Below are 23163 nucleotides of genomic sequence, written 5' to 3' on the forward strand. Positions count from 1 at the left end.
CCATGGATTACCGGCCCCGCCCCGAAGACAGCCGCTTCATCCTGAACGCGGTGCTCGACGCACCTTCGAAGCTGCGCGCCCTGGCGCCCTTCGCCGAAGTCGACGAGGCGCTGCAGGCCCAGGTGCTCGAAGAGGCGGCGCGCTTCGTGGCCGAGGCGGTGGCGCCCATCAACCGCAGCGGCGACGAGATCGGCTGCCGCTTCGCCAACGGCGAGGTCGCCACGCCGCCCGGGTTCCGCGAGGCCTACCAGGCCTTCGTCGACGGCGGCTGGCCCGGCTTGTCGGCCGCGGCTGAAGACGGCGGCCAGGGGCTGCCGACCGTGCTCGAAGCCATCCTTTATGAATGGCTGAGCGCGGCAAACCACGGCCTCACGATGGCGCCGGGCCTGCTGCACGGCGCCTATGCCTGCCTCAAGCACCACGGCAGCGACGAACTGAAGGCCCGCTACCTCTCGAAGATCGCCACCGGCGAATGGCTCGCCACCATGTGCCTGACCGAAGCCCACGCGGGCAGCGACCTGGGCCAGGTGCGCACGCGCGCCATGCCGCAGGCCGACGGCAGCCTGCGCGTGAGCGGCGGCAAGATCTTCATCTCGGGCGGCGAGCACGACCTCACGCCCAACATCGTGCACCTGGTGCTGTGCCGGATGCCCGATGCGCCCGCGGGTCCCAAGGGCCTGTCGCTGGTGCTTGTGCCCAAGCTGCTGCCCGATGGCGCGCGCAACGCCGTGCACTGCGAGCGCATCGAGGAAAAGATGGGCCTGCACGGCAGTCCCACCTGCACGATGCGCTTCGACGACGCCACCGGCTGGCTGGTTGGCGAGCCGGGCCGCGGCCTGGCCGCGATGTTCGTGATGATGAATGCGGCGCGCCTGCATGTGGCGCTGCAGGGCATCGGCCTGCTCGATGCCGCCTGGCAGAAGGCCGGCGCCTATGCGGCCGAGCGCCGCCAGATGCGCGCGCCCGGCGCGGTGGTGCCCGCCAGCCGCGGCGCCGAGGCCGCGGACCTGATCGCCGAGCACCCCGCGATCCGCCGCATTCTCGACACCCAGCGCGCCTGGATCGACGGCGCGCGCACCCTCGCCTACCGCAGCGCGCTGATGCTCGACGTGGCCGCGCACGACGCCGACCCCAAGGCGCGCGAACGCGCGCAGCGCTGGTGCTCGCTGGTCACGCCCGTGCTCAAGGCTGCCTGCACGCAGCAGGCCTTCCATGGCGCGAGCGAATGCCTGCAGGTGTTCGGCGGCCACGGCTACGTGCGCGAATGGGGCATCGAGCAGATCGTGCGCGACGCGCGCGTGACCATGATCTACGAGGGCACCAACGAGATCCAGGCCATCGACCTGCTGGTGCGCAAGGTGCTGCCCGACGGCGGCGCCGGCATGTCGGCCGTGCTGCTCGAACTGCGCGACACGCTCGACGCCTCGCGCGACGCCGATGCCGATGTGCAGCGCCGGCTCGCGCAGCTGCGCTACCTGGGCACCACCATCGCGATGGCCGCGCATGCCAACCCCGTGCTGCCGTACGAAGTGGCCGACGACTACCTGCGTGCAGTGATGCTCGCGATGCTGGCCTGGGCCTGGGCGCGCATCGATGCGGCCGAAGCATCGGAGGCCGAGCGCGCCGCCAGGGCAGGCCCGGCGGCGGCGCTGCGGCGCTGGGTGCTGCCCGAATTCGACATGCGGCTCGCCATCGTCAAGCGCGCCTGCGAAGGTGTCGCCATGGCGCACGACGCCGCAAAAACTCCGGCCGCCGCGGGCTGACGGAAGCCCGGCCGGGCCGGCCACGGGTTACGCTCGGGCCATGCCCCGTCCATCCAAGAACAGTCCCGCCAAGGCTGAGCCGGCAACGGCCGGCAACGGCAAGTCCGATCGGCTCGACGCCCGCATGCTGGAAGCCCTGGTCGGCTACAACGCGCGCCGCGCCTGGCTCATCGTGAGCGGCGTGTTCGCCGAGCGCATGGCGCCGTACGGCCTCAAGCAGATCGACTTCTCGGTGCTGTCGCTGCTGGCGCACAACCCGGGCGCCACCTCGCGCCAGCTGTGCAACACGCTCGACATCCTGCCGCCCAACCTGGTGAGCCTGGTCGCCACGCTGGACAGCCGCGGGCTCATCGAGCGCCGCCCGCATCCGCACGACGGCCGGGCGGTGGGCCTGCACCTCACCGAAGCGGGCGAAAAGCTGATTCGCGAGGCCGAGCAGACCGTGACGCAACTCGAGGCCGACGCCAGCGCCCGGCTCACGGTACGCGAACGCGAAACGCTGATCCGGCTGCTGCAGAAGATCTATCTGTAGCCCCGGCCACGCATGCATCGAGGAATGGCTAAAATGGCTAATCCTTTGAGGATTCACCCATGCAGATCAGCGCCACGGAAGCCAAGAATCGATTCGGCTACTACCTCGGCCAAGCCGAGCGCGAGCCTGTTCACGTGATGAAGAACGATCGCGTGGCCGGTGTGATCGTGTCCGCCGCGCGCTTTGCCGAGCTGGAGGCCCTGGAACAGAAAAAGTCGATGGCCCAGCGCAAGCGGGAGTTCAGTGAGACGTACAAGGACTGGATTGCCGCACAAAACGATCTTGTCGATCGCATCGGCGTCTTCGGCGAAGAGTTCAGGCCCTGGTGAGAACAGCACGCGGTGGCCCAGTTCGACGTCTACCCCAATCCCTCGAAGCTTCAACGTCCAGACATTCCCTGGATGGTCGACATCCAGAGCGATCTCCTTTCGGCATTGCCGACGCGCCTGATCGTTCCACTCGCTTTGCGCAAGCACATGCCTGCCGCCTTGCCTCGCGCGCTATGCCCGCAGGTGCAATGGGAAGGTGATGCCCTGGTCGCTTTGCCGCATCTGGCCGCACCGTTTCGCGTGAAAGATCTCGGCACCTCGCAAGGCAGCCTGCGTTCGCAGGCAAGCGAGCTCGTCGGGGCGCTGGACGCCGTCATCAGCGGAATTTGAATTGCACGGGCGCTGCCCCCGCCGAGGACGCCCCCCCGGAGCTAGAGCCCCCGCTCCACCATGTCGATCAGCCGCTGCCCCAGTGCATGGCTGGACTGCGCATCCATGCCCTTGAGCGGCCCTTCGATGATCAGCAGCGCCAGGCCGTGCACGGCCGACCAGGCCAGGTATTCGGCGTTCGGGCGGTGCGAAGGGTCGAGCGCACCCGCTTCCACGAGCCGGTCGATCGCGGCGCCCAGCAGCTGGAACGGGTCCTTGCCGCCGGCCCCCGCCTTTCCCGGCCCCACCTCGCCTTCGGCGTCTTCCGACGACACCACGAAGGCGGTGCGGAACAGCCCCGGCTCGGCCTGGGCAAAGCGCAAATAGGCGGTACCAATCGCCCGCACCTGCGCCCGCGCGAAGTCGACGGGCGGCTGGTCGCAGGGCAGCACCGCCAGCTCCTTTTCCATGGCGCTGGCCGCCGCCGACAACGCGGCCGCGCGCACCGCCAGCAGCAGCTCCCGCCGGCTCGCGAAATGCCGGTACGCCGCGTTAGGCACCACACCCGCCCGCCGCGTCACTTCGCGCAGCGCCACCGCATCGGGGCCGCCGTCGCGCGCCAGTTCGATGCCCGCATCGAGCAGCGCACGGCGCAGATCGCCGTGGCGGTAGGTGCTGCGGGCCGCGGGCGGGCTGGGGGCTGGCGGGACGACGCGGGGGCTCATCAAAAAATCTCCATGTGGACAGTGTCCATTATGTCTGCTATTCTTTGTGGACGGTGTACACAAACTTAGTTATTCCGTATGCGCGCAGGTCTCTGCGCATCCTTTCATCCTCAGTCCAAAGGAAACGCCATGAAAGTCCAGTCCTATCTGTCCTTCGAAGGCCGCTGCGACGAAGCGCTCGCGTTCTACAAGAAGGCGCTCGGTGCCGAAGTCGTGCAGCTCATGCGCTACAGCGAGGCGCCGGAAATGCCGCCCTCGTCCGATGCCGACGCCAGCTGCGGCGGCGGCGCGCCGGCGGCCGACAAGGTGATGCACGCGGTGGTGCGCATCGGCGAAACCGAGCTGATGGCCTCCGACGGCCGGTGCTCGGGCCAGCCGGAGTTCAAGGGCATCATGCTCGCCCTCACCGCCTCCACCGATGCCCAGGCACGCCAGTGGTTCGACGCGCTGGCCGATGGCGGCCAGGTGATGCAGCCGCTCACGCCGACCTTCTTCAGCTCCAGCTTCGGCATGCTCACGGACCGCTTCGGTGTGGGCTGGCTGCTGGTGGTGCACGCCGGCCAGTAATCCATCGCCGCGACGCTCCGCCCGTCCCCCGTCCCCGCTCCAGGAATACCTTCATGCTCAAGAAAATCGTCCTCGCCATCCTCGCGCTGATCGCGATCGTGCTCATCTACGCCGCCGTCCGGCCCGGCACCTTTCGCGTTGAGCGCACGGCGCGCATCGCGGCGCCGGCCGAGAAGATCTTTCCGCTGATCAACGACTTCCACCGCTGGGCCGAGTGGTCGCCCTACGAGAAGCTGGACCCGGGAATGAAGCGCAGCTTCGGCGGCGCACCCGCCGGCCAGGGCGCGACCTACGCATGGGAAGGCAACGACAAAGCGGGCGCGGGCCGCATGGAAATTGCCGAGTCCACGCCCTCTTCGAAGATCGCGATCAGGCTCGACTTCGTCAAGCCCTTCGAAGCCCGCAACATGGCCGAGTTCACGCTGCAGCCGCAGGGCGGCGCGACACAGGTGACCTGGGCGATGCACGGCCCGAGCCCCTACGTCGCAAAGCTCATGGGCATCTTCTTCAACATGGACCAGATGATCGGCAAGGACTTCGAAACCGGCCTTGCCAACCTCAAGACGGCCTCCGAAAAGTAACCACCGAAAGGAAACACCATGTCTCCCATCCACGCCTACCTCACGTTCGACGGCAACGCGGCCGAGGCCATGCGCTTCTACGAGAAGACGCTCGGCGGCACCATGCAGATGATGATGACCATCGGCGAAGCGCCCGATACCGAGCAGATGCCGGCCGACGCCAAGAAGCGCATCATGCATGCGTCACTGGCTTACGGCGACGGCATGCTCATGGCCTCCGACACCATGCCCGGCCAGGCCTACGAAGGCATGAAAGGCTTCGGCGTTGCGCTGACCCTGGAGACCGTCGCCGAAGCGCGCCGCGTGTTCGACGCCTTTGCCGAGGACGGCACCGTCTCCATGCCCTTCGAGAAGACCTTCTGGGTCGAGGGCTTCGGCATGGTGACCGACCGCTTCGGCACGCCCTGGCTCATCAACGGCGGCAAGCCGCTGGTCTGAATCCGCCTCACCCGCAATTTGCAGGGAATCACTCTTCATGACCGACACACTCGACAACAACCGCAAGCGCTGGCTCGCACTGATGGTGCTGTGCCTGGGCGTGCTGATGATCGTGCTCGACACCACGATCGTGAACGTGGCGCTGCCCTCGATCCGCACCGACCTCGGCTTCACCGAGACCTCACTGGTCTGGGTGGTGAATGCCTACATGCTGACCTTCGGCGGCTTCCTGCTGCTGGGCGGGCGGCTGGGCGACCTGTACGGCCACCGCAGGGTCTTCTTGATCGGCCTCGTGCTGTTCACGCTGGCCTCGCTGGCCTGCGGCCTCGCCAACTCGCAGGCCCTGCTGGTCGCGGCGCGCGCGGTGCAGGGGCTGGGCGGCGCGGTGGTCTCGGCGGTGGCGCTCTCGCTGATCATGAACATCTTCACCGAGCCGGCCGACCGCGCCAAGGCGATGGGCGTCTATGGCTTCGTCTGCGCGGGCGGCGGCAGCATCGGCGTACTGCTGGGCGGGCTGCTCACGAGCACGCTGAGCTGGCACTGGATCTTCCTGGTGAACCTGCCGATCGGCGTGGCCGTGTATGCGCTGTGCATCGCGCTGCTGCCCTCGGCGCGCGGCCACGCCCATGGCGAGAAGCTCGACGTGTCCGGCGCCGTGGCGGTGACGCTGTCGCTGATGCTCGCGGTGTATGCCATCGTCAACGGCAACGAGGCCGGCTGGCAATCGGCGCAGACGCTCGGCCTCCTGGGTGCGGCAGTGGTGCTGATGGTGCTCTTCATCGCCATCGAGGCCCGGGTGCAGCATCCGCTGATGCCGCTGGGCCTGTTCCGGCTGCGCAGCGTGTCGGTCTCCAACGTGGTGGGCGTGCTGTGGGCGGCGGCCATGTTCGCGTGGTTCTTCATCTCCGCGCTCTACATGCAGCTGGTGCTGGGCTACACGCCGATGCAGATCGGCCTGGCGTTCCTGCCGGCCAACCTGATCATGGCGCTGTTCTCGCTGGGCATCTCGGCCCGGCTGGTGATGCGCTTCGGCATCCGCAGGCCGCTGTCCGTGGGGCTGTGGCTCGCGGCCATCGGGCTTGCGCTGTTTGCGCGGGCGCCGGTGAACGGCAGCTTCGTGGTCGACGTGCTGCCCGGCATGCTGCTGCTGGGCCTGGGTGCGGGCATGGCGCTGAACCCGCTGCTGCTCGCGGCCATGAGCGAAGTGAGCCCGACCGAGTCGGGCCTGGCCTCGGGCGTGGTCAACACGGCCTTCATGATGGGCGGTGCGCTCGGGCTGGCGGTGCTGGCCAGCGCCGCCGTCGCGCGCACCACGTCGATGGAGGCGGCCGGCGCAAAGCTGGCGCTCGCGCTCACCGGCGGCTACAACCTCGCGTTCCTCATCGGCGCCGTGTTCGCGGCCGTGGCGGGGCTGCTCGGGGCCGTGCTGCTTCGCACCGTATCGCCAGGGTCCACCCAGAACAACGAAGACAACAACAGCAAGGGGTCCGCGGCATCCGCAGGCACGGCCAATCGTGCGGCGGCATCCTGAGGGTCTGCCTGGCGGGCGGCCCCTTTTTCTTTCCTTTCTTCCGTTTCTTTCAAGGAGACTTCCAATGGCTCGCTATGTCGATGGTTTCATCGTTCCCATCCCCTCGAACAACATCGAGGCTTACCGCAAGCTGGCGCGTAAGGCCGGCAAGATCTGGATGGAGTACGGTGCGCTCGAATACGTGGAATGCGTGGCCGACGACGTGAAGCCCGGCAAGTTCACGTCTTTTCCGCAGAGCGTGAAGCAGAAGGCCGACGAAACCGTGGCGTTCTCGTGGATCGTCTACAAGTCGCGCAAGCACCGCGACGCGGTCAACGCCAAGGTGATGGCCGACCCGCGCCTTGCCGCGATGGACCCCAAGACCCTGCCCTTCGATGGGAAGCGGATGATCTTCGGCGGGTTCAAGTCGATCGTCGAGTTCTGACCTCCGGCCCCGGCCTCAGGCGAAGAATCCGTCGTAGACGAGCTTGAGGCCGGTGAGCAGCATGCCCAGGTACACGAAGCGATAGAACCACGTCGCATCGATGCGCCGGGCAATGCGGATGCCCACCCACACGCCGAGCGGCGCGAGCGGCATCAGCGCCGCCGAAGTGGCCAGCGTGCGCAGGTCGATCAGGCCGAGCCACGCATAGGGAATCCATTTGCTCAGGTTCACCACGAAGAAGAAGTACGCCATGGTGGCGGTGAACACCACTGGCTTGAGCCGCAGCGGAATCACGTAGGCATTGATCGGCGGCCCGCCGGCATGCGCGATGAAGCTGGTGAACCCCGAAACCGCGGTGAGCGCCGCACCCACGGCGCGCGAGGGCAGCGGATCGTCCGGCTTGGGCGGAAACGCGAGCCGCTGCGCAAGGAACAAGAGCGTGAAAACGCCGACGATGCCGGCCACGGTGTGGGCCGAGAGCGTGCGGAAAAGCAGCGTGCCGATCACCGTGCCGAGCAACCCGAAGGGAATCAGGAACTTGAGCAGCGCGCGGTCGAAATCGTTGCGGAAGGCGGCCAGGCCGAGCAGGTCCATCAAGAGCAGCAGCGGCATCAGGATGGCCGCGGCCTGCGGCACGGTGACCGCCAGCGCCATCAGCGGCACCGCCAGTGAACCGAAGCCGGCGCCGAAGCCGCTCTTGCTGATGCCCAGCAGCAGCACGGCGGGAACGGCCACCGCATAGAAATGCGGATCGGTGATGAGGGGAAAGGCCATGGGGAAGGAAGCGGCGCAGAAAAAAGCCCGCCGAGTCGGCTGGCGGGCCGCCCGAGCGTAGCAGGATGGCGCGGGCCATGGGCTGCCGTCGGAAACTGTGCGTAAACGCACATACCGCCGAACAGCGGCTGCGCACACTGGAAGCGCAACCGCCGCACCCCGTGGCGGCCCTCCCATTTTTTCAGGATCCGCCATGAACACCCAGGCCGTAGCCGCCAATGCCGCGCGTGCGCCGATCGCACCCTCGCAGGCTTCTTCCTCCGTCTCCCCCGCCGCGCTGGACGACTCCGGCAAGCTGCTGCTGCGCGTGGCGATCGGCGTGCTCGTGCTGCTGCACGGCATCTTCAAGATCTCGGCCGGCGTGGGCTTCGTGAGCGCGATGCTGGTGAAGGCCGGGCTGCCGGGCGGGCTCGCCTACCTGGTGTACGTGGGCGAGATCGTGGCGCCGCTGCTCATGATCGCCGGCTTCTGGACCCGCGCCGCCGCCGGCGTGGTCGTCATCAACATGCTTGCGGCCTTCGGCCTGGTGCACATGGCCGACCTGTTCGCGCTGACCAAGCAGGGCGGCTGGGCGCTCGAGCTGCAGGGCCTGTACCTGTTCGGCGCGCTCGCCGTGGTGCTGCTGGGCGCGGGCCGATTCAGCCTGGGCGGCCTGCGCGGCCGCTGGAACTGAGCCTCGGCCGGCTCAGCCGGCGTCGCCTCGCACCTGCGAGACCATCGCCTCGAGGCGGGCGACGTCGGCCACCAGCAGGGCCTTGCCGTCCTTCTGAAGCACGCCGCTGCGCACCAGCACGTTGAGCTCGCGGGTCACCTGCTCGCGGTTGGTGCTGATCTGGCTGGCCAGCGCCGCATGCCTGGGCGCCGGTTCCAGCCGGGCCTGGTTGTGCGCCACGCCCGCGGTGCGCGCAAGGCGCAGCAACTCGGCGTGCAGCCGGTTCTGGACCCCCAGCGTGCTCAGGTCGATCACGCGCTCCGACAGCTGGCGCACCAATGACGCCAGCCGCTGCATCACCCGCTCGGCCACCAGCGGCTCCTCGCGCAGCAGGCCCAGGAAGGCGGCGCGGTCGAGGCTCGCAAGCACGCTCGGCAGCAGCGTGACCACGTCGGCCGACCGCGGCCCGCCGTCGATGGCGGCAATGTCGCCGAAATGCTCGCCGGCTTCCGAATCCCTGAAGGTCACCTGCCGCCCGTTGGCCGCATAGGTGGTCACGCGGACCCGGCCCGAGACCAGCAGGAACACGTCGCCCTGCTGCTCGGCACGCAGCAGCAAGGGCTTTCCGGCCTCGACGCTGTGCCACAGGCATTGCTGCGCGAGCAGGTCGAGCCGCTGGTCTGACAGGCCTTCGAACAGCGCGATGCGGCGCAGCGCGAGGCTGGAACGGGGGGTGATTGGAGTGGGGGCCATGCCGGTGGAGAGGGGCGCGCGCATTATGCTCGGGTGCCCTTCGAAGCCCTTCATGGACAGACGCTCCCCACCCATCGCCCTGCTGCCGAGACCGCCGACCCGGCGCAACCTTCGATGGACGAGCGGGCTGGTGCTGATGGCCTATGTCACGGCGCACCTGCTGAACCATTCGCTGGGCATCGCCTCCTTCGCGGCGGCCGAGGCGGTGCTGCGCAACGTGCAGCTCTTCTGGCACAGCCTCCCAGGCACGCTGCTGCTGTACGGCGCGGCCGGCGCGCACCTGGCGCTGGCGGTGGCCGCACTATGGGAACGCCGCACCCTGCGCATGCCGCCGCTCGAGGGCCTGCGCGTGCTGCTGGGTTTTGCGTTGCCGCTGTTGCTGGCCACCCACCTGACCGCCATGCGCGGCGCCTACCTGGCCTACGGCATCGAGGGCTCCTATGTCCGCGTGGTCTCGGGTCTGTGGAGCCTGCCGGGCGCCGGCGCGCAGTTCACGATGCTGCTGGCGGCCTGGACCCATGGCTGCCTCGGCATCCACTTCGCGCTGCGGGCGCGGCCGGCCTACCGCCGCCTTTCCTATCTGCTGCTGGCCCTTGCCGTGGTGCTGCCGCTCGCGGCGATGATGGGTTTCGTCTCGATGGGGCGCGAGTTCCAGTGGACCGGCGTGCCGCCCGCGGTGCTGCCGACCTCGGCGCAGGGCCGTGCGCTCGACACGGCGGAAGGCCGCATCAAGCTCTTCTACGCGCTCGGCCTGGCCGCCCTGCTGGCCGCCTATGCGGCGCGCAACTGGTTCGCGCGCCGCGCGCGGGGGGCGTCGATTGCACTGCGCTACCCCGGCCGCACGGTGCACGTGCCGCGCGGCTGGAGCGTGCTGGAAGCGAGCCGCTCGCACGGCATCGCCCATCTCTCGGTGTGCGGCGGGCGGGCACGCTGCTCGACCTGCCGCGTGCGCGTGCTCGGCCCCGCGCAGCACACGGACCCGCCCGACCGCGACGAGCAGCGAACGCTCGAGCGCGTGCGCGCACCGGGCGGTGTGCGGCTGGCCTGCCAGCTGCGCCCGCGAGGCGACATCGAGGTCATCCCGCTGTTCGCGCCAGCAACCAACGGAAGGCAGCCGGCGCCGGCCAGCAGCTTCGGCCGCGAACGCGACGTGGCCATCCTGTTCGTCGACCTGCGGCGCTGGTCGGGGTTGTCGGAAGGCCAATGGCCCTTCGACCTGGCCTATGTGCTCGACCGCTACTTCGCCACCGTGGGCGCCGCGGTGCGCGAATGCGGCGGCGTGCCGAACCAGTTCATCGGCGACAGCGTGATGGCGATCTTCGGGCTCGACACCGACCTGCCCACCGCATGCCGGCAGGCGCTGCGCGCGACCGAGCTCATCGGCCAGCGCATGGATGCATGGAGCGAGGGCTTCGAGGCCCAGTTCGGCCAGCCGCTGGACTTCGGCATGGGCCTGCACGCGGGGCGCGCGGCCGTGGGCGAGGTAGGCTACCTCGACACCACCACCTTCACCGCGATCGGCGAGGTGGTCAACACCGCGAGCCGGCTGCAGGACCACGCCAAGACGGCCGCGTCGCGCCTGGTGGTCTCGGTGTTTGCCGCGCAGCAGGCCGGCTTCGCGCATGCGGGAGGACAGGTCGAGATGCTGGCCGTGCGCGGCCGCTCCGAGCCGATTGCGGTGATCTGCTGCGATTAGCAGCAGCAGCAGCGGCCGGCCGACGCGGCTTGCTTCAGGCCGGCGCCACTGTCACGGTGGCCGCGCCCGGCGCTTGCGTGATGGCGTAACGCACCGGCAGGAAGCGCTCGATCACCGCGCAGTTGGTGCGCGTGTGCTGGGTCACTTCGCTGCAGGTGAAGGCGCCCCCGCGGCCGCTTTGCCAGGCCGCCAAGCCCTGCAGCAGGGCCAGCTGATCGGCCAGGTGCGGCCCCACGGCTGCCTGGCTTTTCTGGAATTCGCGCAGCTCCTTCACCAGCCCGTGCGCCACCTGCTCGGCGCTCAGCGACTTTTCGCCGAAAGCCGTGAAGACCTCGGTGACGTGCTCGTACGCCAGCGTGGCAAGCAGCGCGTTGCCGGGGCCCTCGTTCTGGCGCGCCGATCCGGTGCGCAGCTGCTCGCCGGACCATCCCATGGCCTTGCCCAGCGTTTCCAGCTCGCGCACGGCAACATGGCGCGCGAGCCCCGGCGCCAGGCACTCCGCATGGCTCGACAGGAGCGCGCCGCGGCTCATCAGATCGAAAGGCCGCAGCCCATCGGCGGCCGGCACGATGGCCGCTTCGACCTCGCCGCCGCCGGCCGGATAAAAACCGCAGCGGCGCAGCTCCAGCTGCAGGTCCGCACCCAGGCGGCGCACCAGCGGTGCGAAGGCGCGCTCCAGGAAGTGGAAAGGCGGCGCCATCGGGTTGTGGGTGCCGCCGCTCAGATGCAGGTGGCTCGGCGCACCGGCCAGCAGCAGCGGCGGCAGCACCGTCTGCAAAACCAGCATGCAGCTGCCCGCGCTGGCAATCGCGAAGCGGTAGTCGCCCGCACGCACCGGCCCGGGCACGAAGCGCAGCGACTGCGAGCCGAGCTCGGCCCCATCGACCTGCGCGCCACTGATCTGTGCCGCGGCATTCACGCAGGCCAGGTGCTGGCGCATCAGGCCCGGCTTGGCGCGGCCTGCGCGAATCTTCTGGATGGCCACGGGCTGACCCGTGGCCACCGACAGGGCCAGGCTGGTGCGCAGGATCTGCCCGCCGCCCTCGCCTTGCGAACCGTCGAGTTCGATCATGCGCGGCCTCCTTGCTGCGCGGCGACCACGGCCGCGCCGGAGCGCAGAAGCGCGCGCCTTGCGAGTCGGCAGGCACGGCAGCGCACCGCCGTGCTGTTGATGTTTCCCAGCGCAATCTCGTACCACCACTTCTGCTGCTTGGCCGTCCACACTTCGTCGGCACCGCAGTCGCGGCAAGTGAAAGCCTTGTCCACGTAGAACGTGGGCAGGAGCCCGTAGGTATTGTTGTGCGCGGCCAGCAGCGCCGTATCGGCGACTACCAGGCCGGCACCAGCCACCGGCCGCACTTCGGCGGACAGCCGTTGTTCGGCCAGCCTGCGCGCGGCGCGTTCGAGCCGATGTGCCTTGATTTCGGCGCGGCGTTGCTTGTTGCTTTTCATAGCCCCTCTACTTCTTCCTCAATGCCAGGCCGCGGGCAATCGCCCGCGGCCCTGTCTATCCCTTCACGCACACCACCTGCTTGAGCGTGTAGACCACCTCCACCAGGTCCTTCTGCGCCTCCATCACCGCGTCGATGTCCTTGTAGGCCATCGGGATCTCGTCGATCACGTCGGCGTCCTTGCGGCATTCCACGCCTTCGGTCGCGGCAATCTGGTCGGCGATGGTGAAGAGCTTCTTCGCCTTGGTGCGGCTCATCTTTCGACCGGCGCCGTGGCTGCAGCTCATGAAGCTCTCGGGGTTGCCCTTGCCCCGCACGATGTAGCTCTTGGCGCCCATGCTGCCGGGAATGATCCCGAGCTCGCCGGCCTTGGCGCTCACCGCGCCCTTGCGCGTGACGAGCACGTCTTCGCCGAAGTGCGTCTCGCGGCTCACGTAGTTGTGGTGGCAGTTCACCGCTTCCACATGCGCCTCGAATGGCTTGGCAATCACCTTGCGCGCGGCCGCGACCACGCGCTGCATCATCACTTCGCGGTTGGCGCGCGCGAACTTCTGGGCCCAGCCCACCGCGCGCACGTAGTCGCCGAAGTACTTGGCGCCCTCCTCGAAGTACGCCAGGTCCTGGTCGGGCAGGTTGCGCTGGTGCAGCTCGGCGTCCTTCTTCGCGAGTTCGATGAAGTGCGTGCCGATGGCATTGCCCACGCCGCGCGAACCCGAGTGCAGCATGAACCACACGGCGCCCGCCTCGTCGAGGCACACCTCGATGAAGTGGTTGCCGGTACCCAGCGTTCCCAGGTGCTTGTGGTTGTTGGTGTTCCTGATGCGCGGGTAGTCCTCACAGATCAGGTCGAACTCATCCACCAGCCGGGCCCAGGCCGCGTCGGTTTCGTCGGGCGGCGTTTCCCACGCACCCTTGTCGCGGCCCATGCGCTTGGGGTTGCTTCCGTGCGGCACGGCCTTTTCGATGGCCAAGCGCAGCGGGCCCAGGTTGTCGGGCAGGTCGCGCGCGTTGAGCGTGGTCTTGCACGCCATCATTCCGCAGCCGATGTCCACGCCCACCGCGGCCGGGATGATGGCCTTGAAGGTCGGGATCACCGAGCCCACGGTCGCGCCGATGCCGTAGTGCACGTCGGGCATGGCCGCGATGTGCTTGAACACGATGGGCAGGCGCGCCGCGTTCTCGAGCTGCTTCTGCGCTTCGTCTTCCACGGGCACGCCGTTCGTCCACATCTTCACGGGGACGCCGTTGGCTACTTCGTGCAGTTTGTAGTTCTGTTTCATTTCTTTTCTCTCTTCCATCATCCGTTTTTCAATGCTTCTCAGGAACCGTTCGGCCGCAGCGTCACGAGTCCGTTGAGCACCTGGTCCAGGCCGCCAACCACCGAGATCTTGTCGATGCGCTCGGCCACGCGTTCCAGCGTCTCGAGTTCCTTCATGCGCAAGGCGACGGGGTTGCCCTCCATCACCTTGGCGGTGTTCAGCAGCGAGCGCGTGGCCGCGGTTTCCTCGCGGCGGCGGATCACGTTGGCCTGGGCCGACTTCTCGGCCTCCACCACCTGCGCGAGGATGGTCTTCATCTCGCCCGGCAGGATGATGTCCTTCACGCCCACGCTCTCCAGCACCACGCCCGAACCCTCGAGCCGCTCGCGCACCTGCGCCAGCACCGTCTGGTCGATGGCCGACTTGTTCTCCAGCAGGGCGTCGAGCGTCTGCTCGCCCACCGCCGCGCGCAGGCCGAACTGCAGTTCGCGGTACACATGCTCTGCCGGCTTGGGCATCTGCGCCAGGGCCTGCCGCACATCGGCGAAACGCCACACCGCCGACAGGTTCAGCCGCAGCCCCACCTTGTCGCGGGTCAGTATTTCCTGGCCGCTCACTTCGGCGATCTGCGAACGCAGGTCCACGCTGGTCACGGCCACCTGGCGGTTGAAGCGCCAGAAGCCGTGGTTGCCCGGCGGCAGCAGCGCCTGCATCTGCCCTTCGAGCGTCAGCACGCCGGCGTGGAACTCGGGCACCTGCACCAGCAGCACGCCTTCGAGCCCCTGCACCGCACGCGGACGCAGCGCCACGCTCTGCAGCTTGGCCAGCAGTTCGGCCGGCAGGCGCGCATCGGCCGCCACGTCGATCACGTCGACGCGCTGCTCGCGCAGGCCCCGCCAATAAAGCTTGCGGGTGGCCGGGGGCAGGATCTGCACCAGCACGCCGTCTTCATGGCGCAGGCCGGCCTCGGTCTCGCCCAGCGACACCTGCATGAACTCGCGCTGCACCAGTTCCGGCTCGCGCGCCAGGAAGTAGTCGGCCAGTTCGTGGTCGAAGGCGGGTTCGGCCAGCGAGAAGCGCTCGAGCTGGACGGCGTCGAAGCCCGTGAACACGCGGTGCTTGCCGGCGGCATACAGGCCATCGAAGTCCCCGTTGCGCAGCAGCAGCACGCGTTCGTTCTTCTTCACGGTGAATTGGGTGAATCCCAGCATTTTTTCTTCCTCTCTCTTCTTCTTCGTTGCGGTTGTCGTTCGTCTACGTTTCGTGTCGGGGCCCACGAAGGACAGGCGGCGGGCACCGTGGTTTGCGAGGTCAGCAACGCAGCGGTCGACGGGTCGGTGCGGTGGCTGCGCCATCGCCTCCTTCTGCGCCGATGGCTGCATGCGGTTCCTTGCAGAACGCGCGATGCGCAAGCCGCCTGCACTGGCACGGTGTCGCTCGGCCGGGCCCTGCCCTGCGCCTCGCTCCGGTGTGCCGGGGCGGTGGGGCTTTCGCCCCCATCAAAGCGGCGGTGCGAACACCGCCGAGGGTTGTTTGCGGGAATCGAACCCGCCACGCCGCGTGGTTAGCACGGTGCTCCACCATGAGCAGACTGGAACAAGTCCAGTGACCAGCACAGTTCAGCAGCGGCATACCGCGGACCCAAGAACGGGTCTGGCCTGCGGCACCGGGCCGCTGTCATGCGGCACCTGGGAGCGGATGAACTGCATCCGGACGGACTCTCTCCTGCAGCGAGCGTGCCAACCTGGGGCCAGGCCGACATAAAACAACCAGGTTACGGCGCAAGTCATTGACGGAAAAGGAAAATTTCTTCTTCTCCGGGTGTGGCACGGCTTCATTTCGTTGCTAGCATTCTGAAAGTTTTTAGAAATTGGGCTAGTTTTTTATCCAAACAATGAAGAAACCCATCGTCGTCATCGGCTTCCTCGGCACCCAGCTCGACGCCGGCCAGGGCGCGGGCCGGTGGAACAAGTGGCGCCCCACGGTCTCGCTCGCGCAACACGACGACATGGTCGTCTCGCGCATGGAGCTGCTCTACACGCTCAAGCACAAGGCGCTGGCCGAGGTGGTGAAGGCCGACATCGCCTCCGTGTCGCCCGAGACCACCGTCAACCTCGTGCCCTTCGACCTCGCGGACCCGTGGGATTTCGGCGAGGTCTACACGCGCCTGTACGACTGGGCGCGCGCCTACACTTTCGACACCGAGCGCGAGCAGTACTGGACGCACATCACCACCGGCACGCACGTGGCGCAGATCTGCATGTTCCTGCTGTCGGAATCGCGCGTGGTGCCGGGCGTGCTCGCGCAGACCTCGCCGCCCCGGAAGCAGCGCGAAGGCGAGGCCGGCAAGTGCACGCTGATCGACCTCGACCTGTCGCGCTACGACGTGATCGCGCGGCGCTTCGATGCGGAGCAGCGCGACGCGGTCGCGTTCCTGAAGAGCGGCATCGCCACGCGCAATGCGCGCTTCAACGCGCTGATCGACGAGATCGAGCGCGTGGCCGTGCGTTCGCGCGCGCCGATCCTGCTGGTGGGGCCGACGGGTGCGGGCAAGTCCTTCCTCGCGCGGCGCATGTTCGAACTGAAGCAGGCGCGCCACCAGATGAGCGGGCCCTTCGTCGAAGTGAACTGCGCCACGCTGCGCGGCGACGGCGCGGCCTCCACCCTGTTCGGCCACAGGAAGGGCTCCTTCACCGGCGCGGCCAGCGACCGGGCCGGGCTGCTGCGCACGGCGAACCAGGGGGCGCTGTTCCTCGACGAGATCGGCGAACTCGGGCTCGACGAGCAGGCGATGCTGCTCAAGGCCATCGAGGAGAAGCGCTTCTTCCCGGTGGGAGCCGACAAGGAAGTGGAGAGCGACTTCCAGCTGATCGCCGGCACCAACCGCGACCTGCGCAGCGACGTGGCCGAGGGGCGTTTCCGCGAAGACCTGTTCGCGCGCATCAACCTCTGGACCTACGACCTGCCCGGCCTCGCGCAGCGGCCCGAGGACATCGAGCCCAACATCGACCATCTGCTGGCCATCCATGCGGCCGAGAACCACCGCGTGGTGCGCTTCAACGCCGAGTCGCGCGCGGCCTACCTGCGCTTCGCGCAGAGCGGCGAGGCGCTGTGGTGCGGCAACTTCCGCGACCTCTCGGCCAGCGTGACGCGGCTGGCCACGCTGGCGGACGGCGGGCGCATCCCGGTGGCGCTGGTCGAGGCCGAGATCGAGCGGCTGCGCTGGCTCTGGAACCGCGAGGGCCCGGAAAGGCGAAACGCAGGCGCTGCCGACGTCGACCTCGACAGCCTGCTCGGCGATGGCCGCGCGGCCACGCTCGACCTGTTCGACCGGCTGCAGCTCGAAGCGGTGGTGCGCGTGTGCCGCGACTCGCGCAGCCTGTCGGATGCGGGGCGGCAGCTCTTCCAGGCCTCGCGCGCGCAGCGCAGCGCGGTGAACGATGCCGACCGGCTGCGCAAGTACCTGGCCAAGCACGGGCTCGAATGGAGCCGCATCGCCGCGGGCTGAGCTATCCTGCGCCGAGACTGCCACATTCCAAGGAGAAACTCATGTCGCTGACACTGCTCCTGCGCTGCCACGACCTGGCCCAGACCGAGCGCTTCTACCTCGATGTCCTCGGCTTCACGGCTGTGCATTCTGCGGAGGGCACCCTGACGGTCGAGAAGCAGGGCGGCAAGCTCATCTTCACCCAGCAGGATCTCTGGCAGAGCCCGCCCAGCTGCTCCGGCACCTTCTATTTCGCGGTACCGGATGCGGCGGCCTACTACGCCGCCGTCAAGGACAAGGCCTCCATCGCGTGGCCGCTGCAGCAGATGCCCTACGGCTCCAGCGAGTTCGCAGTGGTGGACTGCAACGGCTATCACCTTGCATTCCGGCAGCAGCAGGCCTGAGCGGCCGATCCGCAAGACGCCCCATGCGGCCGGGCGCCACGGAAAGCACTCCCCATGAACTGGAAGCTGGCCTTGTTCGCCGCCCTGCCCGCCTTTCTCACCGGCTGCGTCCAGTCGATGTTCTATTACCCCGACCGCGTGCGCTACGAAACGCCCGACGCGCTCGGGCTGCGCTACGAGGCGGTGCAGTTTGCCAGCGCCGACGGTACGCGCCTGGCCGGCTGGTTTCTTCCTGCCGCCGGCCGCAGCAACCCGAAGGAGGCCAAGGGCACGGTGGTCCACTTTCACGGCAACGCCCAGAACATGAGCGCGCACTGGCGCTTCGTGGCCTGGCTGCCGAAGCAGGACTTCAACGTGTTCGTGTTCGACTACCGCGGCTACGGCGAATCGGCCGGCAAGCCCGAGCCCAAGGGCGTGTTCGAGGATTCCAGCGCCGCGCTCGACCACGTGCGCTCGCGCGGCGATGTCGACCCCCAGCGCCTTCTCGTCTTCGGCCAGAGCCTGGGCGGCGCCAACGCGATTGCGGTGCTGGGCTCGGGCAACCGGGCCGGCGTGAAGGCGGCGGCCATCGAATCGACCTTCTATTCGTATTCCTCGATTGCGAACGAAAAGCTCCCGGGCGCCGGGCTGCTGGTGAGCGACGACTACGCCGCATCGAAATACGTCGCCGCCATTGCGCCCATTCCGCTGCTGCTGATCCACGGCACGGCCGACACGGTCATTCCGGATTCCCATTCGCGGCGCCTGCTGGAGGCCGCGCGCGAGCCCAGGCGCCTGCTCGAGGTGCCCGGCGCCGGCCACCTCGAGCCGATGACCGAGCGCTTCGGCACCACCTGCCAGCAGGCGCTGGTGGAATTCTTCGACGCCTCGCTGCGTCCACGCCAGCCATGAAGCATTTCGACGAAACCGCCACCCGCGAGCCGCTGGACTTCGCGCGGCTCGTGCCCGCGCTGCGCGCAGCCTTCGCGACCGAGGCGCAAGTGCCGCCGCGCCATGTGCACGCCATCGAGACGGCCGACGCCGACAAGGGCACCGTGCTCATCATGCCGGCGTGGAGCGACGCGGGCTTTCTGGGCATCAAGACCATCAACGTCTTTCCGGGCAACAGCGCGCGCGGCCTGCCCGGCCTGCATGCGACCTATGTGCTGTACGACGCGCACACCGGCGTGCCGCTGGCCATGATGGACGGCAACGAGCTCACCGCGCGCCGCACGGCCGCGGCATCGGCGCTGGGCGCCTCGTTCCTGGCGCGCGCCGATGCGCGCCGCCTGCTGGTGCTGGGCACCGGCCGCGTCGCGCGGCTGCTGCCCGCCGCGCATGCGAGCGTGCGGCCCATCGACGAGGTGCTCGTGTGGAACCACCGGCCCGAAGGCGCCCAGGCCCTGGCCGCGCAATGGCGCGCCGAAGGGTTCAACGCGCAGGCCGCCACGGAGCTCGAGGCGGCCGTGCGCCAGGCCGACATCGTGAGCTGCGCCACGCTCGCCACCGCACCGCTGGTGCGCGGCGAATGGCTGGCGCCGGGCTCGCACCTGGACCTGATCGGCAGCTTCACGCCCGCCATGCGCGAGGCCGACGTGCGCTGCTTCGAGGGTGCGCGCACCTTCGTCGACACCACCGAGGCGCTGCAGAAGGCCGGCGAGCTGCTCGACGCCATCGCGGGCGGCACGCTGCGCGCCGATGAGGTGCAAGGCACGCTGGCCGCACTCTGCCGGGGCGAATGCGCGGGCCGCATGGGCAGCGAAGAGCGCACCGTCTTCAAGGCCGTGGGCAGCGCGCTCGAAGACCTGACGGCTGCCACGCTGGTCTGGCAGCACGCCGAATCGATGCCGGCCTAAGGCTTAAGGCCTAGAAAACAGCGGCCAACGGCACGCGCAGAGAGCCATTTACCGACAGACACATACGTCATGCAGCTGATGGCACGCCTCTTGCGCCAACGCTAACCTGATGCCCATATCCAAAGGCCAGGAGGCCCGCCCCATGCTCACCATTTTTCAGAAAGCCACCATCCTCAGCAAAGCCGGTTTCGAGGTGCCCGCGTGTCCGGCCGAGGACGTCTCGGCCGCCTCGGCCGGCGCGGTGTCCCAGAAGATGCACGACTGGGCCAAGGCCATCGAGACGCTGTACGTCAGCTACGTGGCTGCCCGCGCGGCCAAGAGCCTGCGGGATGCCGAGGAATCGCGCCAGACCGACATGCTGCGGCGGCTTTCGCTGAGCGCCTGGGCCGCCTGACACGCAGGCTCGGCCACTTGCCCCGCCCGAGCCGCGTCAGCGCTCAACCGAAAGTGAACGCGTAGGCCTGTGCGCCGGCGTCGAGAAACTCGATCTCGAACAGCCGCTCCCTGCCGCCCGCCGCCTGCCGTACCAGCTGGTACAGCTTCTGTGCATCGATCACGCCGTGGCCCTGCGCATCGGTGTCGAAGCCGTGGTCCGCAAGCGGCGGCTTTCCATCCACCAGCACCCTGAAGCGCACCGGCTTGCCATTGGCCGCCGGGCCTAGCACCAGGTGCAGGTCGCGCGCCTGAAAGCGATAGGCGATGCGGCCGTTGGCGCTGTTCAGCACGGCGCGTTCGGCCTCCACCGTCCAGTCGCCGGCCAGCGCCCACTGGTTGGTGCGCAGCGCCGAGGCCGCGGGCTGGTAGGCCTTCGCACGGTCCCGCGCGATGCCGCCGGGCGAGGCAAGGCCGTGCGCGCGCTCGTGGCCCAGGTAGGTTTCGCCGGAGAGCGCCGGCTCGGCGCCGGGCGCGGCCTGGGTACCCTGCCCGAGCGGCGCCACCAGCCCGGCGGCGATGCGGGTCTGGCCCGCCTCGGCCAGCAGCTGCTGGATGACCTGCTCGGCCCTGTCGTAGCGGTTCTCGCCGAACTGGCGGTGGCGGATGCGCCCCTCGGCGTCGATGAAATAGAACGCGGGCCAGGCCTGGTTGTCGAAGCCGCGCCAGATCGCGAAGTCGTTGTCCAGCGCCACCGGAAAGCCGATGCCCAGGTCCTTGACGGCCCTGCGCACGTTGGCCGGCTTCTTCTCGAACGCGAACTCCGGCGAATGCACGCCAATGACCACCAGCCCCGCGTCCTTGTACTTTTCGGCCCATGCACGAAGGTAGGGCAGCGTGCGCAGGCAGTTGATGCACGAGTAGGTCCAGAAGTCGACCAGCACCACCTTGCCGCGCAGGGCCTCGGGCGCGAGCGGCGCGGAGTTGAGCCATTCGGTGGCGCCGGCCAAGGAGGGAAATCGGCCTTCGACCCTGAGTTCGCGCGCGGGCAGCGGGGCCGCGCGGTTGTCCGACACGCGCACGAGGCCCGCGTCTTCCCGCAGCGCGGCCGGTTCCGCCTGCGGCTTGCCTGGCTTGATCCTGTCCACCAGCGCCTGCTCCAGCGCCGAGGTGGTGCCCACCGACAGGCGGGCGAGCACGCCGGTGTCCAGTCCCAGCGCAATGGCGCCCACGCCCACCAGCACGGCCGTGCCGGCGGCGCGCCGCACCCATTCGCCGGTATGCAGCGAACGCTTCATGACGGAGAGAAGCCGCCCGCCGAACAGCAGCGCGGCCGCGAGCGAGGTGCACGCGCCGGCCGCATAGGCCAGCAGCAGCAGCGAGGTGCCGACGCTCGCGCCATTGAGCGCCGCGCCCGTCAGGATCAGGCCGAGGATCGGCCCCGCGCACGGTGCCCAGAGCAGGCCCGTGCCCACGCCCAGCAGCAGCGGCGAGAACCCGGATGCAGGCGCCGCGCCGCCATCGCCGCGCGGCTCGGACATGCGCATGCCCAGCGCCACCAGCGGCCGGCTCAGGCGGTCGGCAACGCGTGGAAACAGCAAGCTCAGGCCGAACAGCGCGAGCAGGGCGATGGCGCCATGGCGGCCATATTCGTTGAGCGTGACGATCCAGCCGCCGCCCACCGCCGCCAGCGTGGCGACGGCGGCAAAGGCCAGCGCCATGCCCAGCAGCATCGGCAGGCCGTGCGAGCGGAACGGACGGTCGGCGCGCGCGAACACGAAGGGCAGCACCGGCAGGATGCAGGGGCTCAGGATGGTGAGCACCCCGCCCAGGTAGGCAATGAGGAGGATGAGCATGATTCAGTCTTGGAGGGTGGCGCGGGCGGGCGCGGCGGCCAGCGCGAGCCGGGCCTCGAGCCCGCCTTCGGGGCGGTTCTTCAGCGTGAGCTCGGCGCCCATGGCCATGGCCAGCTGGTGCGCAATGGCCAGGCCCAGCCCGGTGCCGCCGGTGCTGCGGTTGCGCGAACTCTCGACGCGGTAGAAGGGCTTGAGCACGGCGTCGAGCTCGTCCGGCGGAATGCCGGGGCCGTCGTCGAGCACGCTCAGCACCAGCCGGCCGTCGTCTTCGGCATGCACGCGCAGGCGCACCTCGCTGCCGAACTTGAGCGCGTTGTCGATCAGGTTCATCAGGATGCGGCGCAGCGCATGGGGGCGGCCCACGATCGGGGCGCCGGCCTTGCCTTCGAGCCGCACCTGCTGGCCCACGTCTTCGTAGTCGGCCACCATGCTCTCGAGCAGCGCGTCGGCATCGATGCGCAGCGGCGGCTCCGCGGCGCCGTGGAGCGTGCGCGCATAGGTCACGCCTTCGCGCACCAGCGAATGCATGGCGTCGAGGTCCTGGCGGAATTTCTCGCGGTCGTGCGCGTCGTCCATCAGGTCGGTGCGCAGCCGCATCCGCGTGATGGGCGTCTGCAGGTCGTGCGAGATGGCCGCGAGGATCTCGACCCGCTCGGACATGTAGCCGGCGATGCGCTGCTGCATGGCGTTGAAGGCGCGCGCCGCATGCGCCACTTCGGTGGGACCCTCTTCCGCGAGCGTGCGGCCCTTGAGGTCGGGCCCGAGCCGGTCGGCCGCCGCGGAAAGCTGCGCGAGCGGCCGCGTCACCAGCCGCACCGCATACCAGGCGCACACGGCCAGCACCAGCAGCTGGGCCGCAAGCAGCCACATCACCCAGCCCGACACCGGCATGCCCACGCGCATCGCATGAACGACCACCGACGAACCGTCGCCCAGGCGCACCTGGATCTGCAGGCCCTCGGGCGGCCAGGCCACCTCGCCGACCTTGACGACCTGGAACGGGCGCATCGCGTCGACGATGGCTGCGGCAAACTGCCGCGACTGCAGCGAGCCGGGCTCGGAACCCTCTGCGCTGCCGCCCAGCGCGAAGCGGTAGTTTCGCCGCTCCAGCCGGTCGAGCCAGCCGGCGCGCTCCGCCGCGGGCAGGCGGTCGAGGATGGCGACCGAACTCGCGATGTCGCGCTCGATGCCGATCATCATCAGCTCGCGCAGCGCCATGTTCCGCTCGTAGCGGATCGCCGCGAAGGTGAGCAGCTGCGCGATCGCCAGGCCCACCACGATGATCAGCGTCACGCGGTAGAACAGCGAGCCGGGCAGCAGCCGGCGCCAGCCGCGCACAGCGCCGGCCGGGCTCGCGGGAGGATTCGCGGGAGTGGACATGGACACCTTCTTGTTCTGTTCATGCGGCGCGGCCGTGCACGCCGC

At 68.9% G+C, this 23163-nt stretch carries 25 protein-coding genes; 16 read left to right on the plus strand and 9 right to left on the minus strand.

Going from position 1 to position 23163, the window contains the following annotated elements; translation table 11 throughout:
• The first annotated feature begins 2 nt into the window (after positions 1-2).
• From EJO66_RS23140 to EJO66_RS23155, 4 genes are read left to right on the plus strand one after another with little or no spacing between them, the layout of a single operon-like run.
• Entirely contained in the window at positions 3-1763 is a 1761-nt protein-coding gene (locus EJO66_RS23140; RefSeq protein WP_125966290.1) for an acyl-CoA dehydrogenase family protein, read from the plus strand.
• Positions 1764-1803: 40 nt separating this feature from the next.
• On the plus strand, positions 1804-2295 hold the full coding sequence (locus EJO66_RS23145) for a MarR family winged helix-turn-helix transcriptional regulator (RefSeq protein WP_124960156.1): 492 nt from the start codon (positions 1804-1806) through the stop codon (positions 2293-2295).
• A gap of 59 nt (positions 2296-2354) precedes the next feature.
• Positions 2355-2624, plus strand: a complete 270-nt coding sequence (locus EJO66_RS23150) for a type II toxin-antitoxin system prevent-host-death family antitoxin (protein ID WP_124960157.1) — start codon at positions 2355-2357, stop codon at positions 2622-2624.
• Positions 2625-2636: 12 nt separating this feature from the next.
• Positions 2637-2954, plus strand: a complete 318-nt coding sequence (locus EJO66_RS23155) for a CcdB family protein (protein ID WP_125966291.1) — start codon at positions 2637-2639, stop codon at positions 2952-2954.
• Between the two features lie 41 nt (positions 2955-2995).
• Here the strand turns inward: EJO66_RS23155 and EJO66_RS23160 are convergent, their stop codons facing one another.
• The gene (locus tag EJO66_RS23160; protein WP_124960159.1) at positions 2996-3658 is read right to left on the minus strand and encodes a TetR/AcrR family transcriptional regulator; all 663 of its coding nucleotides are present in this window, start codon (positions 3656-3658) and stop codon (positions 2996-2998) included.
• A gap of 129 nt (positions 3659-3787) precedes the next feature.
• Here EJO66_RS23160 and EJO66_RS23165 point away from each other — a divergent pair, with 129 nt between their 5' ends.
• From EJO66_RS23165 to EJO66_RS23185, 5 genes are all read left to right on the plus strand, one after another.
• Entirely contained in the window at positions 3788-4225 is a 438-nt protein-coding gene (locus EJO66_RS23165) for a VOC family protein (protein WP_125966292.1), read from the plus strand.
• A gap of 53 nt (positions 4226-4278) precedes the next feature.
• Positions 4279-4806, plus strand: a complete 528-nt coding sequence (locus EJO66_RS23170; RefSeq protein WP_124960161.1) for an SRPBCC family protein — start codon at positions 4279-4281, stop codon at positions 4804-4806.
• An 18-nt stretch (positions 4807-4824) separates the two neighbouring features.
• Positions 4825-5244, plus strand: coding sequence for a VOC family protein (locus tag EJO66_RS23175; RefSeq protein WP_125966293.1), 420 nt, complete (start codon positions 4825-4827; stop codon positions 5242-5244).
• Between the two features lie 37 nt (positions 5245-5281).
• The gene (locus EJO66_RS23180) at positions 5282-6775 is read left to right on the plus strand and encodes a DHA2 family efflux MFS transporter permease subunit (protein WP_125966294.1); all 1494 of its coding nucleotides are present in this window, start codon (positions 5282-5284) and stop codon (positions 6773-6775) included.
• Between the two features lie 64 nt (positions 6776-6839).
• On the plus strand, positions 6840-7199 hold the full coding sequence (locus EJO66_RS23185) for a DUF1428 domain-containing protein (RefSeq protein ID WP_015867184.1): 360 nt from the start codon (positions 6840-6842) through the stop codon (positions 7197-7199).
• A 15-nt stretch (positions 7200-7214) separates the two neighbouring features.
• On the opposite strand, the gene EJO66_RS23190 is transcribed toward EJO66_RS23185, so the two are convergent.
• Positions 7215-7973, minus strand: a complete 759-nt coding sequence (locus EJO66_RS23190) for a sulfite exporter TauE/SafE family protein (RefSeq protein ID WP_124960164.1) — start codon at positions 7971-7973, stop codon at positions 7215-7217.
• Positions 7974-8166: 193 nt separating this feature from the next.
• Between EJO66_RS23190 and EJO66_RS23195 the strand changes: the two genes are divergently transcribed.
• Positions 8167-8646: a DoxX family protein gene (locus tag EJO66_RS23195; protein ID WP_124960165.1), complete on the plus strand. Its 480-nt coding sequence runs from the start codon at positions 8167-8169 to the stop codon at positions 8644-8646.
• Between the two features lie 12 nt (positions 8647-8658).
• Here the strand turns inward: EJO66_RS23195 and EJO66_RS23200 are convergent, their stop codons facing one another.
• Positions 8659-9402, minus strand: a complete 744-nt coding sequence (locus EJO66_RS23200) for a Crp/Fnr family transcriptional regulator (RefSeq protein ID WP_185738364.1) — start codon at positions 9400-9402, stop codon at positions 8659-8661.
• A 28-nt stretch (positions 9403-9430) separates the two neighbouring features.
• On the opposite strand from EJO66_RS23200, the gene EJO66_RS23205 reads away from it, so the two are divergent.
• Entirely contained in the window at positions 9431-11074 is a 1644-nt protein-coding gene (locus tag EJO66_RS23205; protein ID WP_125966295.1) for an adenylate/guanylate cyclase domain-containing protein, read from the plus strand.
• 34 nt (positions 11075-11108) lie between these two features.
• Here EJO66_RS23205 and rtcA read toward each other — a convergent pair whose 3' ends face one another.
• The 4 genes from rtcA to EJO66_RS23225 are packed head-to-tail and all read right to left on the minus strand — an operon-like array spanning position 11109 to position 14995.
• On the minus strand, positions 11109-12146 hold the full coding sequence (gene rtcA, locus EJO66_RS23210) for an RNA 3'-terminal phosphate cyclase (protein WP_125966296.1): 1038 nt from the start codon (positions 12144-12146) through the stop codon (positions 11109-11111).
• On the minus strand, positions 12143-12526 hold the full coding sequence (locus EJO66_RS23215; RefSeq protein WP_125966297.1) for a zinc-ribbon domain containing protein: 384 nt from the start codon (positions 12524-12526) through the stop codon (positions 12143-12145). The genes rtcA and EJO66_RS23215 overlap by 4 nt, the downstream gene beginning before the upstream one ends.
• A gap of 55 nt (positions 12527-12581) precedes the next feature.
• Positions 12582-13805 (minus strand): RtcB family protein, encoded by a 1224-nt coding sequence (locus EJO66_RS23220; RefSeq protein WP_125966298.1) that lies wholly within the window; start codon positions 13803-13805, stop codon positions 12582-12584.
• 38 nt (positions 13806-13843) lie between these two features.
• Complete coding sequence (locus EJO66_RS23225; protein ID WP_125966299.1) at positions 13844-14995, minus strand: slipin family protein; 1152 nt, start codon at positions 14993-14995, stop codon at positions 13844-13846.
• A 683-nt stretch (positions 14996-15678) separates the two neighbouring features.
• Between EJO66_RS23225 and rtcR the strand changes: the two genes are divergently transcribed.
• From rtcR to EJO66_RS23250, 5 genes are all read left to right on the plus strand, one after another.
• Positions 15679-17292 carry an RNA repair transcriptional activator RtcR gene (gene rtcR, locus EJO66_RS23230; protein ID WP_125966300.1) on the plus strand — a complete coding sequence of 538 codons (1614 nt, stop codon included), beginning with the start codon at positions 15679-15681 and terminating at the stop codon, positions 17290-17292.
• A 41-nt stretch (positions 17293-17333) separates the two neighbouring features.
• Positions 17334-17675 carry a VOC family protein gene (locus EJO66_RS23235; RefSeq protein WP_164547888.1) on the plus strand — a complete coding sequence of 114 codons (342 nt, stop codon included), beginning with the start codon at positions 17334-17336 and terminating at the stop codon, positions 17673-17675.
• A 54-nt stretch (positions 17676-17729) separates the two neighbouring features.
• A complete protein-coding gene (locus EJO66_RS23240) occupies positions 17730-18566 on the plus strand; it encodes an alpha/beta hydrolase (protein WP_124960174.1) in 837 nt (278 codons plus the stop codon).
• Positions 18563-19510 carry a bifunctional Delta(1)-pyrroline-2-carboxylate/Delta(1)-piperideine-2-carboxylate reductase gene (gene lhpI / locus EJO66_RS23245; RefSeq protein ID WP_125966302.1) on the plus strand — a complete coding sequence of 316 codons (948 nt, stop codon included), beginning with the start codon at positions 18563-18565 and terminating at the stop codon, positions 19508-19510. Before EJO66_RS23240 ends, lhpI begins: the two co-directional genes overlap by 4 nt.
• A gap of 142 nt (positions 19511-19652) precedes the next feature.
• The gene (locus tag EJO66_RS23250) at positions 19653-19904 is read left to right on the plus strand and encodes a hypothetical protein (protein WP_124960176.1); all 252 of its coding nucleotides are present in this window, start codon (positions 19653-19655) and stop codon (positions 19902-19904) included.
• Between the two features lie 43 nt (positions 19905-19947).
• On the opposite strand, the gene EJO66_RS23255 is transcribed toward EJO66_RS23250, so the two are convergent.
• The gene (locus tag EJO66_RS23255) at positions 19948-21738 is read right to left on the minus strand and encodes a cytochrome c biogenesis protein DipZ (protein ID WP_125966303.1); all 1791 of its coding nucleotides are present in this window, start codon (positions 21736-21738) and stop codon (positions 19948-19950) included.
• 3 nt (positions 21739-21741) lie between these two features.
• Positions 21742-23118: an ATP-binding protein gene (locus EJO66_RS23260; protein WP_125966304.1), complete on the minus strand. Its 1377-nt coding sequence runs from the start codon at positions 23116-23118 to the stop codon at positions 21742-21744.
• Positions 23119-23163 lie beyond the last annotated feature (45 nt).

The sequence above is a fragment of the Variovorax beijingensis genome (genome assembly GCF_003951285.1).
In the GTDB taxonomy this organism is placed as follows: domain Bacteria; phylum Pseudomonadota; class Gammaproteobacteria; order Burkholderiales; family Burkholderiaceae_C; genus Variovorax; species Variovorax beijingensis.